The sequence below is a fragment of the Streptomyces sp. NPDC111507 genome (assembly GCF_055638955.1).
In genome coordinates, this window is record NZ_JBVKBU010000006.1 from 262,761 (window position 1) to 280,366 (window position 17,606).

The 17,606-nt window shown below is 72.0% G+C and carries 9 protein-coding genes and 1 pseudogene; 2 read left to right on the forward strand and 8 right to left on the reverse strand.

What is annotated here, in order from left to right; translation table 11 throughout:
- Positions 1 to 27: 27 nt before the first annotated feature.
- The 5 genes and pseudogenes from ACZ7M2_RS25415 to ACZ7M2_RS25435 all read right to left on the reverse strand — a co-directional run bounded on the left by ACZ7M2_RS25415 (position 28) and on the right by ACZ7M2_RS25435 (position 9,372).
- Positions 28 to 4,923 (reverse strand): hypothetical protein, encoded by a 4,896-nt coding sequence (locus tag ACZ7M2_RS25415; protein WP_471597198.1) that lies wholly within the window; start codon positions 4,921 to 4,923, stop codon positions 28 to 30.
- Positions 4,920 to 5,801, reverse strand: coding sequence for a DUF4132 domain-containing protein (locus ACZ7M2_RS25420; protein WP_471597199.1), 882 nt, complete (start codon positions 5,799 to 5,801; stop codon positions 4,920 to 4,922). Before ACZ7M2_RS25420 ends, ACZ7M2_RS25415 begins: the two co-directional genes overlap by 4 nt.
- A gap of 106 nt (positions 5,802 to 5,907) precedes the next feature.
- The gene (locus ACZ7M2_RS25425) at positions 5,908 to 7,935 is read right to left on the reverse strand and encodes a HEAT repeat domain-containing protein (RefSeq protein WP_471597200.1); all 2,028 of its coding nucleotides are present in this window, start codon (positions 7,933 to 7,935) and stop codon (positions 5,908 to 5,910) included.
- Between the two features lie 167 nt (positions 7,936 to 8,102).
- Entirely contained in the window at positions 8,103 to 8,678 is a 576-nt protein-coding gene (locus ACZ7M2_RS25430; RefSeq protein ID WP_054228841.1) for a TerD family protein, read from the reverse strand.
- 72 nt (positions 8,679 to 8,750) lie between these two features.
- Positions 8,751 to 9,372 (reverse strand): annotated as a pseudogene (locus ACZ7M2_RS25435) (response regulator).
- Positions 9,373 to 9,387: 15 nt separating this feature from the next.
- Here ACZ7M2_RS25435 and tatA point away from each other — a divergent pair.
- Complete coding sequence (gene tatA / locus ACZ7M2_RS25440) at positions 9,388 to 9,957, forward strand: Sec-independent protein translocase subunit TatA (RefSeq protein WP_471597201.1); 570 nt, start codon at positions 9,388 to 9,390, stop codon at positions 9,955 to 9,957.
- A gap of 63 nt (positions 9,958 to 10,020) precedes the next feature.
- On the opposite strand, the gene ACZ7M2_RS25445 is transcribed toward tatA, so the two are convergent.
- The 3 genes from ACZ7M2_RS25445 to ACZ7M2_RS25455 form a co-directional block, all read right to left on the reverse strand.
- Entirely contained in the window at positions 10,021 to 11,079 is a 1,059-nt protein-coding gene (locus ACZ7M2_RS25445) for a sporulation protein (protein ID WP_471597202.1), read from the reverse strand.
- Positions 11,080 to 11,207: 128 nt separating this feature from the next.
- Entirely contained in the window at positions 11,208 to 12,566 is a 1,359-nt protein-coding gene (locus tag ACZ7M2_RS25450) for a histidine-type phosphatase (RefSeq protein ID WP_471597203.1), read from the reverse strand.
- A 138-nt stretch (positions 12,567 to 12,704) separates the two neighbouring features.
- Entirely contained in the window at positions 12,705 to 14,588 is a 1,884-nt protein-coding gene (locus ACZ7M2_RS25455) for a phosphatidylglycerol lysyltransferase domain-containing protein (protein WP_471597204.1), read from the reverse strand.
- Positions 14,589 to 15,153: 565 nt separating this feature from the next.
- Between ACZ7M2_RS25455 and efeU the strand changes: the two genes are divergently transcribed.
- Positions 15,154 to 17,565, forward strand: coding sequence for an iron uptake transporter permease EfeU (efeU, locus tag ACZ7M2_RS25460; protein WP_471597205.1), 2,412 nt, complete (start codon positions 15,154 to 15,156; stop codon positions 17,563 to 17,565).
- Positions 17,566 to 17,606 lie beyond the last annotated feature (41 nt).

The following is a 17,606-nucleotide window of genomic DNA, read 5'->3' on the forward strand; positions in this document are numbered from 1 at the left end:
TCCCGCTCGCCGTGCTCGGTCCGCCGCTCATGCCCTGCCTCCGCTCCGGCCGCCCCGGCCACCTCTGCCGCCCCGGCCACCGCGCCCGGCGAACTCCTCGAACCCGGGCGCGTCACCCTCGACGACCCGCCGCCAGGCCCGCGCGAACAACTCCGGCACGGGGCGGTCCGGCACCACGAAACCGTGGGCCGTCTCCGGCAGCAGCGGGGTCTTCCAGCTCTCGACGGGCCGCCGCGGTGCCTTGTGCTCCAGCCAGCCGCCGGGCAGGAACTGCGCTCGCCCGGCCCGGGACCGCTTCGCCTCCACCACCAGCCCGGCGGCGGCCAGTTCGGCCCGGGCCCGCTTCAGCCGCGCGGGCTTCCAGCCGGTCCAGGCCGCCTGGTTGCGGTCCGTGGGGTCCGGGAGTGCGAGCAGCATCAGATAGAGCCCGGCCGCGTCCTCGGAGAGCCCGCACCGCTGTGCCGCCTCGGCCACCAGCTCCGGCACGCTGTGGGCCGGGTGCTGTGCGGCTCCGGGAGGGCCGTCCGCCGTGATCAGGGCGGTGAACTCCTCGCTCAACAGAGTGCGCAGCGACTGCAGTTGCCCGCTGTCCCGGCTCAGTGCCGCGAGCAGCTTCAGCGCCGGGTGATCGGGTCCGTCCTCCTCGCCCGCCTGCGGCAGTACGGCCGACGGCCGCAGCCATACGGTGTCCCACTCCGAGCGGTGCCGCATCGGCGCCAGCACGATCGCCGGGCCCGCCCGCAGCAAGCCCTCCGCGTCCCCGCCTCCCTGGGCGGGCAGCCCGAACGTCTCCCGTACCCGGGTCGACACCGTGTTGCCGTCATGCCCCCAGGTCACCCCGAGGTCGAGCAACAGCCCGGGGTCGGTGAGGCGCTCGCGGAGCATGCGCAGGGTCTCGGGCAGCGTCGCGCGCAGCGGATCGCCGTACGGCAGTCGATAGGCGAGCCAGCGCAACATGCTGACGTACGCGGCCAGGGTGGAACCGGTGAACAGGGCCTGGGCGTCCAGCGGTTCGAGTCCGTTGTCCCGCATCCGCTGCTCTGTGCGACCGGTCAGTTCAGGGCGCGCCTGGGGGTTGAGGACGGCGTCCAGCATCCGGCCCGGCCCGATCTCGCTCACCATCCGCGCGATCAGCTCGGGCGGCGCCGCCCGCCGCTGCCCGCGCCGCTCGATCCAGATCCGTACGACGGGCTCCAGGTCGAAACCGTCGGTCCACAGCCGCTCCATGTGTCCGGGATCCGTGGTGACCAGCGCCGCGGTGAACAACTGTCGTTCCGTGATGGAGAGTTCGCCGAGGGCGCTCCGGGCGGCCTGCGCCTCCGCGCTCTTCGCGCTCAGCGGCTGGAGGTGCTCCGCGGGCAGGAGTCCGTCCTTGCCGTAGGAGTTGAGCCCGGGCAGCCCGAGGAGCAGCAGCGCTCCGGCCACCGCGCTCACCCCCACCCGCTCGGAGAACTCCCGCGCCTGCTCCGGCCGGTAGGGCAGCGGTCCCCGCTCCCTCACGAGCGCCACCAACCGCCGTACGGCGGGCGCCAGGGCCTCGTCCCCGGACGTGCCCCGGATCTCGGACTCGACGATCGCGAAGCCCTCCCAGGGGCCGAACTCGCCGGCCGGGTCGTACTCGACGGCGTTCCAGTACGCGTCGCCCGCGTCGACCTTCTGGCAGGACAGGATCAGCAGCCGTCGGTCGCCCGAGGCCAGCACCTCCCCGACGCGCTCCGGACGCTCCGACCGGGAGGCCTTGAGCTGCACGACCCGCAGTCGTCCGCGGGGATCGACGAGTACGCCGTCGCCGACCGACAGGACGACGTCGAGGAATTCCAGCAGCCCGGCGCGGTGGCCCTCCGGCGTGGTGGGCGCGGCGGCGCGCAGGGCGGCAGCCGCCGTGCCGGGACCGGACAGCGAGAGCCAGGCGACGCCAGTGCCGACGAAGGGGAACTTCGCGGGCGGTGTGCCCGGGACCAACAGTGAGCGCAGCGCCTTGAGCTGGTCGACCGCGGTGGTGGCGTGCTGCTCGTTGCCGTAGTAGCCGTAGAAGTGTCCGGGAGCGGTGAGCTCCCGCAGCGCCTCGCGCAGGACGTGGTCGTACGCGTGCCGGACTTCGTCCTCCTCGTCCTGCGGCGCGGCGACCGGCCGTTCGGCCCGCTCGCCGAGCGTGGCGATTCGCCGGGCGCAGCGGGCCGTCTCCTCGACCAACCCGGCCACCCCGAGGGCGAGCCGCTCGTCGGTGACGGCGGGCAACAGCCGGGACACGGCCTCCCGGGGGCTCTCGCCGTCCCGGACAGCGGCCAGCAGCGCGGTGGCGTCCGCGTCGGTCACGGCCCGCAGCGCGGCCGAGCCGTGCTCGTCGCGCGGGCGCAGCGCGTGCCAGTACCACAGCGGCGGCAGGAAGCGGGTGCCCGCCGCATGTGCGCTGCCGCGGTCGCCCAGCTGGACGCGGGCCAGCGACACGCCGTCCCTGTCGCACAGCTCGACGATCGTGCGGTTCCAGCCCGTCTGCACGGGGTGCAGGGCGGCGCCGCCCGGCAGCCGCAGGGGCGGGGCCGGAACACCCTTGGTGGTCGCAGGACTGCGGTTCCCGTCGACCGAACAGGCCGTCCAGGCACCGGAGTTCTGGTCGTGCGTCACCCACCAGCCGAGCAGCCCGTCCTTGCTGCCGAACGGCGAGCCCTCCAGACCCGGCTGGACCGGCAGCAGCCGGCAGTCCGTCTGTGTGAGGACGATGCCAGGGCGGGCGTCGGCGAGCGCCGAGTCGAAGAACGCGGGCACCGACATCCGGCCGCGCTTGGCGGAGGCGGGGTCGTACTCGTGCCAGCGGTTCTCGTGCAGCACCCAGTACGAGATGCCGTCCGAGGCGATCTCGCGGTGCTGCTCGGCGAACGTGGTGTCCCCGGCGTGCACGGGCCGGCCGCCGAAACAGCGGCCGCCGTCGGGCAGCGCGAGCGACACCGGGTGGCCGCCGTACCAGCCGCCCGGCAGGCCGGTCGGCCTGAACACGTCGGCGGGGCGCCCGGACCAGACGGCCCGCTGCTCGTTCCCGTACCCCGACGCGACGAGCCACTGGCCGTCCACGTGACGCACCGTCGGCTCGCCGTACTGGCGTCCCTGGGACGGCAGGGTGAGCGTGCGCGCGTCGAGCAGCGCGTCGGGGCCGGCCAGCGCGACCTGGGTCTCGACACGGACGATCAGCGCGGGCCAGGCGTCCGCGTACTGGTACGAACGGCCGTGCTGGTGCGGCCACGGGTGTTGCCCGCTCGTCGGCGGGGCGACCTTGCCGAGGGTGTCCAGGGCCTCTTCGAGGGCGGGCCAGCCCAGTTCGTCGAGGATGCCCGTACGCAGGGTGCGGCCCAGGACCGGCGCCGGATCGAAGCCGACGATCCGCCGAACGGCCTCCGGTGCCGTCGCCAGTACGGCGGGTGCCGAGAAGCGGGAGACCTTGCTCAGCAGCTCGTCGAGCCCCGGCAGGCCGACCGGCTCGGCCAGTTCGGCGGCACGGTCCCGAAGCCAGCCCGCCACGGCCGTGCGCAGCGCCGGATGGTCCGCGAGCCGCCGCACGCGGGCCGAAGGCCCGGACCCGTCCACGATCGACAGGCTCTCCACCGCCCTGCGCAACAGAGGAGCGAAGCGCGGGTCGGTGGTGACCGCGAGCAGGTCCCGGCGGCCCGGGCGCTCGTCGTCCGTCCAGTAGCGCAGCTCCAGGCCTTCGGTCCCCGGCGAGGGGTCGGCGACCGGCGCACCCGCCGCCAGGGCGGTGTCCAGGAGGTCGAGATCCACGTAGGAGTTCCAGCCCTGCTCCCTCAGCAGCCGCACCGGCTTGCCGTCGGCGATCAGCCGGGGAGCCAGCCGCTCCACGAGGGCGAGTTCCTCGACGAGCCGCTTGCGCTGCCGCCAGCCACGCTGACGGTGCCGGTCCCAGGAGCTCAGCCAGTCGGCGGCGTCGACCGTGCCGTCGAGCAGCAGACCGATCGCCCCGCAGGCGTCGAGCAGCGCGAGCCACGCCGCGTCGAACTCCTCGCGCTGATCACCGCCCGTGGACGGCATCAGCGTCAACAACCGCTCCCGTACCGCCGGATCCTCGTGCGCCAGCTCCGCCAGAGCGGGCAGCGCGGACTTCCAGAAGCTTCCGGCCGCGCGGTTCATGGCGCCCGAGGGGAGGATCTCGGCGAGCAGGGCACGCTCCTCGGCGCGCGGATCGAGCCCCGCACCCTTCGCCAGTCGCCGCTGATCCTCCAGCATGCCCGCGTAGGGAGCGATCCCGGCCGCACAGCGCTGCGACGACAGCGTCCTGAACTGCTCGTACGCGGCTGCCCCGGACAGTCGTGCCGCCAGCCCCTTGGCGTGGTCGCGCAGCGCCTTCCCGCTCAGCGCGCCCGCCCCGGCGAACTCCAGGAACACCTCCCGCACCCGGTCCTCGTCCACGGCGAGGGCGTGCCGCTGCTCGGCCGCCCGGGCCTTGCCGAAGAACGACGCGGCGTGCTGGCGCGACTCCGCCGCCAGGAACAACCGGGCCACCTGCTCGTAGTACGTCCGCAGGAAGTGCGGCACCGAGCGGTCCAGCCGGGCGCCGATCTCGTCGAAGCCGTCCTTGGCGTGGCCCGGCTTGCTCGACACCATCCGGGTGAGCCGCTCCATCTCCTTGACCACGGCGAGCGCATGGTGCCCGTTCACCGGGTCGTTGACCAGCGCCCAGGCGGGGAAGCCCAGCGACTGGCGCCTCACCCGGCCCACCGGCGCCGAGTCGGCGGTGCCGAAGCCCAGGTACTCCAGGGCGAGGTCCTCGGCGGGCCCGATCGCCTCGGGCACCAGCCGCACCACCGTGCGCCCCTCCAGCACGGGATGCCCGTACGTCCGCGCCGTCAGCACATCGCCGGTACCCTCGCCCAGCGGCAGTACCGCTCCCGACTCCAGCAGCTGATCCCCGCTCACAGCTCCCCCTCCTCGTCCTCGCCGTTCACCACACGCCCCGCGTACACCAAAGCCGCCATCCGAACCCCCTCCGACCAGGCGACCGGCCCCACCTCCCGCAACGGCAGCCGGCGCCCGCCCGCGGCCCGCCATTCCAGGCCGCCGGTGCGGGTCTCGGACTCCGGGTAGTCGGCGCCGATCCAGTAGGCCGCCTCCACCGCGACCCTGTTCTCGATCAGCGGGCACACCGCGTACCCGCCGCGCACCCGATAGCCGTACGAGCCCGCCCGCGCGGTCGCGTGCCGCAGTTCCTCGAACTTCCCGCCCGCGTAGGCACTCCACTCGAAGGCGGCGCCGTCCCTCTCGTCCGGCCGCGGCCAGACCTCCCGGAACAACTGGCCGGCGCCCTGCTCGACATCGAGCTCCGCCGCGAACTCCCGCAGCTCCTCCAGGTCTTCGAGGAGCACCGGATGCGGTATCACCACCGTCCGCGCGGCGAGCCGGACCGAGTCGCCGTCCAGGTCGACCACGCCGAGGCCCTGCTCCGGATCCGCGTCCCGCAGGAACCCGGCGCGCTCCAGCGCGACCGTGCCGTCCGTGTCCACCGGCGCCACCACCAGGTCGCGCAGCGCCGCCTGCCAGGCGGCGTCGGGCCACACCCGGGCCAGCAGGTCCGTCGGCACGGGCAGGGAGCGGACGATCCAGGTGTCCACCTGGGAGCGGCACTCCCGCTCATGCCGCTCCAGCCACTCGGCCAACTGCCGCAGCCGGACGACCTCCACGTCGTCCCGCAGCTTCGCGGGCACCTGCTTCAGCATGCGTCCCGCCGCGTTGCGGCACCGCACCTGTGCGCCGTCCAACGTGACGGCGTACCCACTGGATGTCTCGATCCAACCCATGACAGGACCCCTCCCGAACCCACCTGTCGGCGATGGTGATCACAGTAGGGGAGGGGTCTGACAATGCCGCGACGAGCTGTGTTCAAGCGGCTTTGAGCTGCTGTTTCTACGCGGTGTCCAGGGCAGCGCGGCAGGCACGCAAGAGCTGTTCGTCCTCGCCGATGTTGTCGCTCCCGTAGGTGCCGGCCCGCGCCTGGTGCCGCCGTGGTGTGGCGAGTTCCGTACGGAGCAGATCGTGGGCGGGCGTGCCCGCCGGTCCCATCCGGGTCAGACAGCCGGTGATGAGGATGCGGGTGTGCGCGTTCTGCTCCCAGGCGGAGCGGAGCGCGGGGAGGACCGGTCCTGGATCCCCGGCGATGTCCCACAGGGCGCACGCGGCGCTCGCACGCGGCCACACCTTCCCGGAGTCGGCCATGCCGCGCAGTGCCGGCAGGGCGGACCGGGCCGCGGGCCCCAGTCGGCCCAGGGCCTCGGCCGCGTTGCGTGCGTGGAACTGTCCCGCCACCAATTCCCGTCGCAGCGTGGGCAGTACGGCCTCCGCGTCACCCTCCAGCGACCAGAGCGCACCGGCCGCCGCCACCGCGCACGACCCGTCCAGCAGTTCACGCAGGGCCGGGATCGCCTCTCGAGCGTCCGGGCCGCATCTGCCGAGCGCGTCGGCGATCGCCCGCACGAGCCACTCCCGGCTCCGCAGCCCCTCCGGCGCCCCGTGCAGCAGCCGCAGCATCTCCGGTACTGCCGGCGCGTGTCCCAGCCTGCCGAGCGCGAACAGCAGCGGCACCGCACGGTCGTAGGTGTCGAGTGCGTCGAGGGGGACCTCGCGGAGCCGCTCGCGCAGCAGCGGAGCGAGTGTGGCCGCCGCCGGGCCCAAGTGCTGGACCTCGTACCCGGCTTCGGGGGGCACGACCGGCCCGTCCAGCACCTCGGCGAGCGCCGCCACCGCGCGCGGATCGCCGGCTCTGGCCAGCGCCTTGAGCGGGGCGGCGAGGGCCGGTGCCCCGTGCTCCCGCTGGCGTATTCGGTGCTCGGGGCCGACCGCCACCAGGGCGGCCAGGTGGTCGGCGGCCGGGGCGGCCAGATCGAAGAGTGTCTCCAGGACGGAGGCCGCGGCATCGCGTAGCCGCTGCTCCTCGGTGACGACCTGTTCGCCGATCAACGCGACCAGCTCTTCGTACGAGCCCCGCCATTCGCGGAACAGACCCGCCGCCATCCACACGCCGTTGCACCGGTCGGCCGTCTCGTCGCTGCTCGACTGCCCCTTGAGCAGGGCGATCCGGTCGGCGGTGCGGCCGCCGAGCGCGGTGTGCAGGGTCCGCAGGAGATGGCCCCCCTCCTCGTCGGCGGGGCGCAGGCGTCGCAGGTGGCCGATGAGGGTGTCGGTGTCGGGTCGCTCGGGCTGGTCCGGCACCCGGGGGCGTGGTGATCTGGCCCGGAGCAGCGCGATGACGGTGGGAACGAGGTCGGCTGGAAGGCGATCGGGTGCGCAGCCGGCGAGTTGGCCGAGGGCGGCGAGCCGCAGCCCGGCGTCGTGCGGAGCGGCACCGAGTTCGACCAGGTACTCCACCGCGGGAGCGGCGGACGCGGGGTGCAGACGTGCGAACAGCCCCAGGCCCTCGGCCAGGGCCGGCCGGACCTGTTCCTCCTCTTCCTCCTCCAGTCGTCCCGCCAACAGCCCGAGCACGTGCTCCGGTTGGCCGAGGAACCGCACGAGCGCCGTCGGTGCCGCCCGGCGGACCTCCGGGTCCCGGTCGGCGAGCAGGCTGATGAAGGCCGCGGCGCCCGACCGTACCGCCGTGCGGGCCATGGCGTAGTTGCCCTCGGCGCCGTCCCCGTCCTCGAGCGGGCCGTCGTCGAAGGCGTCCCCGCCGCCGATGCTGACGAGCAACTCCACGACGCCGCCCCGGTCGCAGAGTTCTTCGTGCCCGACGAGTTCGAACAGGAACGGGATGCACGCGAGCGTCGAGTCGTAGACATCGCCCTGGTGGTGCACGGCTCCGTACATCCCGTCGAGCGCTCTCTCACGCTCCTGAGGGCACGCGGAGGCCAGTCCCCGGAGCAACTCCGGGACGTCCTCGGCGCTTCCGTAGGCATGTTTCATCGAGGCCCAGCCGACCTCGTCCATCCCGGTGAACACGGCATCCTCCCCAGGCGTACGACAACTCATCGTGAGTGTGCACCAAGGCACTGACAGTCACGTGTGCCTTTTGGGGCGTGTTCCGGCGACGGGGCCGGCAACGGCCCGCCGCCCTCGCCCAGGGGATTCGCATCGGGGCGGGGGCGGCGGGGAGCCGGCGGGACGCGTCAGACTCCGACGCCGAAGTCGGAGGCGATCCCGGACAGACCCGAGGCGTACCCCTGGCCCACCGCACGGAACTTCCATTCCGTGCCGTTGCGGTACAACTCACCGAAGATCATCGCGGTTTCGGACGCGGCGTCCTCCGACAGGTCGTAGCGCGCGAGTTCGGTGCCGCCGGCCTGGTTGACGACACGGATGAACGCGTTGCGGACCTGGCCGAAGCTCTGTCCGCGCGCGTCGGCGTCGTGGATCGAGACCGGGAACACGATCTTGGCGACCTCGGCCGGTACGCCGGCCAGGTTCACCTTGATCGACTCGTCGTCGCCCTCGCCCTCACCGGTCAGGTTGTCGCCGGTGTGCTCGACCGAACCGTCCGGGCTCTTCAGGTTGTTGTAGAAGACGAAGTGCTGGTCCGAGAGGACCTTGCCCGACTCGTCGACCAGCAGCGCGGACGCGTCGAGGTCGTAGTCGGTGCCCGTCGTGGTCCGCACGTCCCAGCCCAGACCGACCAGCACCGCGGTCAGGCCCGGCGCCTCCTTGCTGAGCGAGACATTGCCGCCTTTGGACAGGGAAACTCCCACGCTGCTCTCCTCCGTGCTGCCGTGGGCCGGGCGAGTGGATGCCCGGCGCTGGATGGATCGACACCAAAAAAACTACATCACTGTAGAAATAAAGCGGGAGGTGCCGGCCGAAACGCATTGGTCCCACGTGCTCCTCGCCACGGTGCCGGGCGTGACCAGGCCCGTTTCGTACGCCGTGACGACCGCCTGGACGCGGTCACGGAGGCCTAAGCGCTCCGCTGGAAGTGCGGGGAGGTGCCGTCGATCGTCTGCGGCTCCATCGTGGCCGGTCGCGCAGTTCCCCGCGCCCCTTCAGGGCGCTGCCGAACCGCAGCGGACTTCGCCCGACCCGCTTAGTTCGGCGAGGATGCGGGCGACATGGGGCGGGTGATCGTCGGTGCCAGGAGCGCGTCGCCGGAGCGGACCAGGCGGACTGCGGAGACCAGGTGTTCGGGGGTGACGTCCTTGAGGAGGAACCCGTTGGCCCCGGCGGCCTGCGCCGCGTACACGAGGTCGTCGAGATCGAACGTCGTCAGGATGATCACACGGGGTGGGTCGGACGCGCCGGCCAGGATGCGGCGGACCGCCTGCACGGCTTCGGCGCCGTCGGCCGCTTCCGCGACCACGTCGAGCCGTCGGCCATGAGGATCATCCGGAAGCCTGTACGGGCGAGGGTCTGGTCGTCGGCGACCACCACGCGCAGCGGTGACGTCATCACATCACGCCTGCCATGGGGCGCAGCGCCGAACTGATCCTGCTCGCCCTCGGTGGACTGCTGATCGCGGTCCTGGGCGCGCTGCTGCCCGTGGGCTGGCGCCGCCCGGACCCGCACCGCCGTCGTCCTGTGCACGGAATGGCGGCGGAACAGGAGCGGAACGGGAACGGAAGAGGGATGGAAGGTGGTGGCGGGAGCCGTCCGATCCGCACCCATGGTTGTACTGTTGCGCAAAGCGGCAATCTTCAAGTGGGTGGCGGCCAGTGGGGCGTGCCCTCGACCGAGGCGAAGAAAGGCGGGCGCGCGATGCTCCGCAACGGACTGGAACCCTGGCACCTGCTGATCGTGGCGATCGTGCTCATTGTGCTGTTCGGTTCGAAGAAGCTGCCGGACACCGCCCGGGCACTGGGCAAGTCGATGCGCATCCTCAAGAGCGAGACCAAGGCGATGAAGGACGAGGACCCCGCGTCCGCCGCCACCGCCGAACAGCGCACGGCTCCGGTGACTTCCACGGCGGTCATCAAGAACTCCGCCGAGCAGGCCGCCCCGCGAGCGACGGCCGAGGCTCCGAGCGCCGCGCACTGAGGCCATGTGGTCCGTGTCCGGGGACGGCGCACACCGCCCCCGGACACGGACACGTCTGAGGACTCAGTCCTCTTCGCCGCCTTCGTCGTCGTCGCCCTCGAAGAAGTCGCCCACCTCGTCGATGACTTCGGCCGCGACCAGCCCGCCCACCACGCCCACCGCGAGTCCCGCCGCGCCTGCCGCGACCGCGGTACCGAGGCCGGGCCCGGAGCGGTGGCCCTCATGGCCGGATTCATGCCCGGACCCATAGCCCGACTCATGGCCGGACCCATGGGCCGAGTGATGCCCGTACCCGCTTCCGGCGGCATACGGATCGGCGTGGCCGTACGTGGCGTGGGAGCCGTACGACGCCCGGTGCTCGACCAACTGCCTGATCCAGCCGTCGACTTCGCTGTTCCAGTCGCGGGCCCCGACATCGTGATGGCTCACCGAGAAGCGGGTGAGGGTGTCCTGCCCGGACTCGAAGAGCCCGCCGCGCTTGTCGGCCTCCAGGACGATCTCCATGCCGGCCGGGGTGGCGAGGAAGGTCAGCTCGATCTCGTTCACCACGTGCGTGTACTGCGGCGCGGGCGTCAGCTCGATCTCCTGGTAGAAAGGCAACTGCTGCCCCGTACCCCCGATGTGGCCGTGTTCGAGGTCGGCGGACTTGAAGCCGAAGCCCAGCTGCCCCAGCGCCTCCAGGACCGCTTCCTGGACCGGCAGCGGACGCACCGCGAGCGGATCCAGGTCGCCCTTGTCCCGCGCACCGGCCACCGCGAGCTCGGTGCGCACACCGAGGACGATGCCCAGCGGCTGCCCGTACAGCTCGCTGACCGGTGTCTCCCACGGCAGGGACACGCTGAACGGAACGCTGTGCCGCTCCTGCTCGGCGAGGCGGAAACCGCCGCCGACCGTGAACCGCTCGAAGACGACGGCGCCCTCGCTCTCACCGTCCTCGTGCTCGGCCTCCACCCGGGCGATCAGTTCGAGCCCGATGTGCTCGATCTCCACGTCCGCGCTGCCACCCTGGAGATGGACCTGCCCGGACAGGATCCCGCCGGGCGCCACCGCGCCGCCGTCGAGAACCGTGTCCACCGAGGGGCCGCCTGCGCCCATCGCGCCGAGCAGCCGTTTGAACACCATGTCGGTGTGGCTCCTTCACTGATCGCACTCATCGTTCCGAACCGGCTCGGGGCGAGCCCCGATCCGGTGTGATCAGAACTGACGGCATCGGCAAAGAAGTTCCCAAGTCACCTGGACGGAGGTATCTTTCACGACTTCGTGCGCCCGAAGCAGCGCTCCAGCTCGGCCAGGTCGTAGAACGCGCTGCCCTTCGCCACGGGAGCGCAGCCCGCCTTGAACGCGGTCTCCTTCTCGTTGTAGAGCATCCGCACCAGATAGGTGTCGCCCTTGCGGAACACGTCCCACTGGATGTTCGCGGCCATCGGGGCCACCGAGCCGCCCCGCCAGGGGTTGTCCGTATAGGTGTACGGCTGAGTCGTCGTCACCGGCTTCGTGCTGCCCGGCAGCCGCATGAGAGCGGCGAGCGGGATGATCTCCTCGGCGTGGGTGAAACGCAGCTCCGCCCCGAGGCCGCCGGTTCCGTCACGCTTGGCCTCGGCCTTCTTGAAGAAGTCGTCGAGCAGGACGTCCGCCATCTTGTACGTGATGTCGCTGTCCGCGAAGCCGGGTCCCTTCTCGTAGAAGTCCTCGGCGTCGCTGAGGTAGCCGAACCAGGCGGCGTCGCGCGGGGCGAGGTAGCGCTCCAGGTGCCAGCTGCCCTCGTCGCTCATGGCCGGGGCGATGCTGTAGAGGTTGTAGACCGCCTGGGCCGCGTCCACGTCGCTGCCGATGGAGGCGAACTCCCCGGCCGAGATCCGCCGCACGAAGGCCGGGGTGAAGATCCTCTTCAGGATGCCGCGGGCCGCGCGGTGGGTGGCCGGCTGCTCGGAGACGCTCTTGAGAGTGGTGGCCAGCCGCTGGTCGTGGGCGATGTAGTCGCGGTAGGCGGCACCGCCCGCGGACTTGTGGAAGTAGAGCAGGTCGGGGTCGGTGCGCGCCGGGCCGATGAGGGGAGCGAGAGCCGGGTCGGCGTCGGCGAGGGCCGAGGCGAAGAGGGCGCCGCTGTCGACGGCGCGGCCCTGGCCCGAGCTGACCACGTCGATCGGTTCGGAGTCCTTGGCGATCCGCGCGAACAGTCCGGGCAGCCGCTGCGCCATGCGGGCCGCCATGCCCTGGATCTCCCGCTTGCCCCGGCCGCTGAGGTTGCCGTATCCGACGTTCTCCATCGCCGCTTGCAGCGAGCGGACCTGCGGGCCGAACTCCGCACCGGCACGGGCGAGTTCGCCCTCACTCTCGGCCTTGTCCCACAGCTGGAGGATCAACTCTCCGTCCTCGCCGCTCGTCGCCGCGCGCGAACCGTGCCGGGACACGTTCTCGGTGAACACCGGGACGAACCCCTTCGGTGCCCGCTGGTACGTACGGGCGTTCTGCTGCGGCGCGTACGGCGTCTTCGTCCCGTAACTGCCCGCAGCCCCGCCCGCCGCCTGCGCCGGGAGCGGGGACATGAGGAGGACGGAGAGCGCGGAGAGGGTGAGGGCCAGGGAGGGGGCGGCCGCGATGCGTTTCATAAGGGCGTCGATTCGTCCGGGGGCGGGCTCGGTGATCGGCCGCATCGTTTCCGGACGACGTGAACGTCGGATGACTGTGACATGGCGGGCGCCGGGTGCGTGTGCCCCGGCGCCCCTACCTCGAACAGGCCCGAGAAGCTACCTGGTTGACGAGGTGTTGGCCGCGGAACCGCTCTGCTGTCCGGGGATCTGCCCGCTCCCGTGCGGGGGTCGTGACCGACCTCCCGGCCTCCGCAGGAGCGGGCGGCGGCGGAGCGCGGGCAGCGCGGGCGGGGTGAGGAAGCCCTCCGCGCGGGCGGCGGCGATCCCGATGCGGGGCAGGTCGCTGCTCTTCTCGAACAGGAGGTAACGGGGCTCCCAGACGGGCCGGTACTTGGCGTTGGCCCGGTAGAGAGACTCGAGTTGCCACCAGCGGGAGAGGAACGTCAGCACCGCGCACCACAGACGCAGCACCGGTCCGGCGCCCAGCCGGGAGCCGCGCTCGAAGACGGAACGGAACATGGCGAAGTTCAGTGAGACCCGCTGCACCCCGATCTCCTCGGCGCGCAGCAGGAGTTCGATGACCATGAACTCCATGAGGCCGTTCTCGGAGTCACGGTCCCGGCGCATCAGGTCGAGCGACAGTCCCTTGTCTCCCCACGGTACGAAACTCAGCACGGCCCGCGGTGCGTCCTGGCTGTCGCGGCACTCCAGCATCACGCACCGGCCGTCGCCCGGGTCGCCGAGCCGGCCGAGCGCCATGGAGAACCCGCGCTCGGTCTCGCCGTCCCGCCAGTGGTCCGCCCTGTCGATGAGGGTGGCCATGTCGGCCTCGGGGATGTCCTCGTGGCGGCGGATGCCGACGGTGTACCCGGCGCGGCGGATGCGGTTGTGCGCCTGGCGCACTCCCCGCATCGCGCGCCCTTCGAGGGTGAAGTCCGCGCGGTCCACGATGGCTTCGTCGCCGAGTTCGAGGGCGTCGAGGCCGTGCCGGGCGTAGATGGTGCCGGCCTCCTCGCCGGCGCCCATCACGGCCGGCGTCCAGGCGTGCCGCCGCGCCTCGTGCAGCCATGCCTCGATCGCACCGGGCCAGGCCTCGGGGTCGCCGATCGGGTCGCCGGAAGCCAGGGTCACTCCGCCGACCACCCGGTAGGCGATCGCCGCCTTGCCGCTCGGGGACCACATGACGGCCTTGTCGCGCCGCAGCGCGAAGTAGCCCAGCGAGTCCCGCTCACCGTGCTTGGCGAGAAGGCCGCGCAGACGTCGCTCGTCGTCCTCGCCGAGGAGTTCCCGCCCGCGCGGGGCGCGGAAGCAGGCGTAGAGCACGAGCAGGAAGGAGGCCGCGATCAGGATGTTGACGATCACGTCCACCCAGCGGGGCGCGACCACCGTGTCGAGGCGGTCGGCGAGCGGGCCGACGCTGACCCCACGCAGCAGCGTGTACGCGATCCGGTCGCTCAGTGGTGCCCCGGACACCTTGTTGGTGGCGCTCACCAGCAGCGTTCCGAGGGTGCCGCTGACCAGGAAGCCACCGGCGCCGACGGCCAGCGCCAGCCGGGGGTTGGAGCGGTCCCCGACGGCCTGGAACTCCCTTCGCCCCACCAGCAGCGCGACGACGAAGAGCCCGGTGAACACGGTCGAGAACCAGTTGAAGCCGTGCCGGCGGTACTGGTCCTGCGTGAGGGCCAGGACGTACAGACCGAAGAGCGGTCCCGCCAGCAGCATGTTGAAGATCCATGCGGCCCGTTTGCGGCGCCGCATCACCAGGGCCAGGAACAGCGCGAGCGCGGCCGAGACCAGCCCGGCGGTGGCCAGGTACGGCGTGAAGAACTCGCCTCCGTTGTGCTCGTGCACCTCTTCCCGGAACGGCAGCGACGTGACCGCCACCAGGTTGAGCAGCGCGAGCAGTCGCAGGTACCAGACCGTGGCCGCGGCCGCCCGTGGTCGCAGCCGGTCGCCGATGGCCGGCCGTCCGGTCGGGTCCGTCCGGCGCGACTTCGAGTTCCTCTGTTCCGGGACGAGTACTGGCTGTTGTGCAGACACCGTGGAGCATCACCTTGGGGAGAGGGCGGTGGGGGAGAGCTGCGGGAGCGGGGCGCGTAACCCTGTGTGTTCCCTGAGAGCGGCAGAGCGGGGAAACCCTACACGCTGTAAGGAAAAGGTGAGTTGTGGTCGCGGTGAGGATTGCCGCCGAGGGTCTTAACGAGTGGCGCTCAGCGGTGTTGCGGGGAAAGACTGCCTGGTCCCGGCGGTGCCGAGGGGTAAGCAGCTGGTAAGAATCGAAGCGCGGACGGACTCTTCGTGGCCTGGGTGCGACCGCGCCGCCACGCTGTCGCCGTGCGCCCCGCGCAGGGACGCGGACACGGGGCCTCTTGTCCGTCGCTCTCGTGTTCCCGCAGCTCAGAGGCGTGATTCTCGCCTTGCGCGGCCCTCGCGACGACTGATCGGCCGATCCGCCCTCGACGCGGCCGACCCGGACCCGGCGGGTGATCCGCGTCCACTGTGTCGCGATTTGCACGCTCTCTTGACCGTTAGTTAGGCATGCCTACACTAAGCCCCGCCCTTGGCCGTCCGGCCTGGTACTTGCTGCATCGGAGAGAGGCCCGAGGTGTGGGACGACGCGTTTCCCAGCTTTCTGATCGGTCTGCGTGAGGGGCTGGAAGCGGGACTGATCGTCTCGGTTCTGGTAGCCACGCTCGTACGGTCCGACCAGCGCGCCCGGCTGCCCCATGTATGGACGGGAGTTGCCGCCGCCATCGGGTTGTCGATGAGCTTCGGTGCGGTCCTCACGTTCACGGCGGCGAACCTGCCGGGGAAGTCGCAGGAGGCGTTCGGGGGCACGCTGAGTCTGGTCGCGGTCGTGTTCGTCACCGCCATGGTGTTCTGGATGCGGCGCTCGGCCCGTACGTTCTCCGGCGAGATCAAGCAGAAGGTCACCGCCGCGCTGGGCATGGGCGCGGGCGTACTGATCGCCACGTCGTTCCTCGCTGTCGGCCGCGAGGGCCTGGAGACCGCGCTGTTCCTGTGGACCACCGCGCAGGCCGCGGGGAGTTCCTCGGGTCCGCTGGCCGGAGCGGCGGTCGGACTGCTGATCGCCGCGGCGCTGTGCTGGGGCCTGTACCGGCGCGTCCTGCACATCAACCTCACGCGGTTCTTCAGCATCACCGGTGCCGTGCTCATCGTCATCGCCGCGGGCGTCCTCGGCTACGGCATGCGCGACCTCCAGGAAGCCACGGTGATCCCGGGCGGCACCTCGTACGCCTTCGATCTGTCGGCGCATCTCGACCCGGCCTCCTGGTACGTCACCGTCGTCCAGGGGACGCTCAACCTCACCCCGCAGATGACCTGGCTTCAGGTCGGTGTCTACGGCGCGTACCTGGCGATCGTGATGACGCTGTTCGTGCGCGGCGTCCGCGGGGCGTCCCCGGCGAAGCCGGTACCTGTGGCGTCCGCCGCCGCGGTGGCCGCCGAGCCGACGGCCGGGGCGTCCGCACCCGCCGAGGGCACGAAGCCCGCGACGCTCGCCGCGACGCGGGCCGGGAGTGCCGCCGATTCCGCCCCCGGCGCCGGGAGTGTCGTTGCGTCGACCGCCGTCGAGGCCGAGCGGTCCGCCGCGCCCGCTCCGGCCGAGGGCGAGGCCGGAGCTGTTTCCGCCGACGCCGACAAGGCCGCCACGTCGGCCGCGATCGAGGCCGAGGCCGGCCGGTCTGCTGTGTCCGCCGCCGACGGCGAGCGCGCCTCCGAAGGTGAGCCCGCCGCCGAAGGCGAGAAGTCCGCCGGGCCTGTCTCCTCCGGCCCCGAGAAGCCGTCCGCTCCCGCCGAGGGCGCCGCGGCCACGCCGTCCACCCCCCGCCGCTTCCCCCGCTGGACGGTCCCCGCCGCTCTCGTGGCCGCGCCCGCGCTCATCGCGGGGATCACCATCGCCGCCAGCAGCGGAAAGCCCGCGTCCGGGACGCCCGTCGTCGAGGTGTCCGCGGCCGCCTGCGGCAAGGGCTTCACCGCGCCCAAGCCGGGCCGGCAGACCTTCCAGGTGCGCAACACCGGCTCCCGTACTTCCGAGATCTATCTGATCGACCCGGTCAGCAACGCCGTCTACGGCGAGGTCGAGGGCATCGCCCCCGGCACCACCCGCGCGCTGATCGCCACCGTCGGGACGGGCTCGTACGCCTGGCGCTGTGTGCCCAACGGCGGGAAGGCCGTCACCTCGGCGGCTGTCCGCGTCAGCGCGGGCGGCGGCTCCGTCCAGGCCGTGCTGCCGGTCTCCGAGAAGGACCTCGCCGCACCGCTGGCCGCCTACCGGACGTACGTCGGCCAGGGTCTGGCCGACCTGCAGTCCAGGACGCGCACCCTCCAGAGCGATCTCGACGCCGACAAGCTCGACCAGGCCCGCAAGGACTGGCTGCCCGCGCACACGCGGTACGCCTCGCTCGGCGCCGCCTACGGGACGTTCGCCGACTTCGACGCGAAGATCAACGGCCGTACGGCCGGACTCGCGGGCGGGGTCGACGACCCGGCCTTCACCGGCTTCCACCGCATCGAGTACGGCCTGTGGCACGGCCAGTCCGCCGCCACCCTCGCGCCGTACGCCAAGCGACTCGCCGCCGATGTGGACGCCCTGCGCAAGGACTTCCCGAAGCAGGACTTCGACCCGGCCGACCTTCCGCTGCGCACCCACGAGATCCTCGAGAACACCCTGCACCGCGAACTGAGCGGCAACGCCGACTACGGCAGCGGCACCGAGCTGGCCACCACCGAGGCCAACCTCGACGGCACCCGCGAACTGCTCACCCTGCTCCGCCCGCTGATCGACCAGCGCAACGCCAAGGTGATCCCGGCCGTCGACACGTGGATGCGGCGCACCGAGCAACTCGTGCTCGGCCAGCGGGCCGAGGACGGCACCTGGACGCCGCTGGACAAGCTGTCCGACAGCGACCGGCAGCGCCTCGACGGCGCGGTCGGCCAGTTGCTGGAAGAGCTCGCCCCGATCCCGGACCTCCTGGAGATCCGCAAGGCCGCGTGAGCGGCCCGACGCCTGCTCGAGCGACCCCAAGGCCGCGTCAG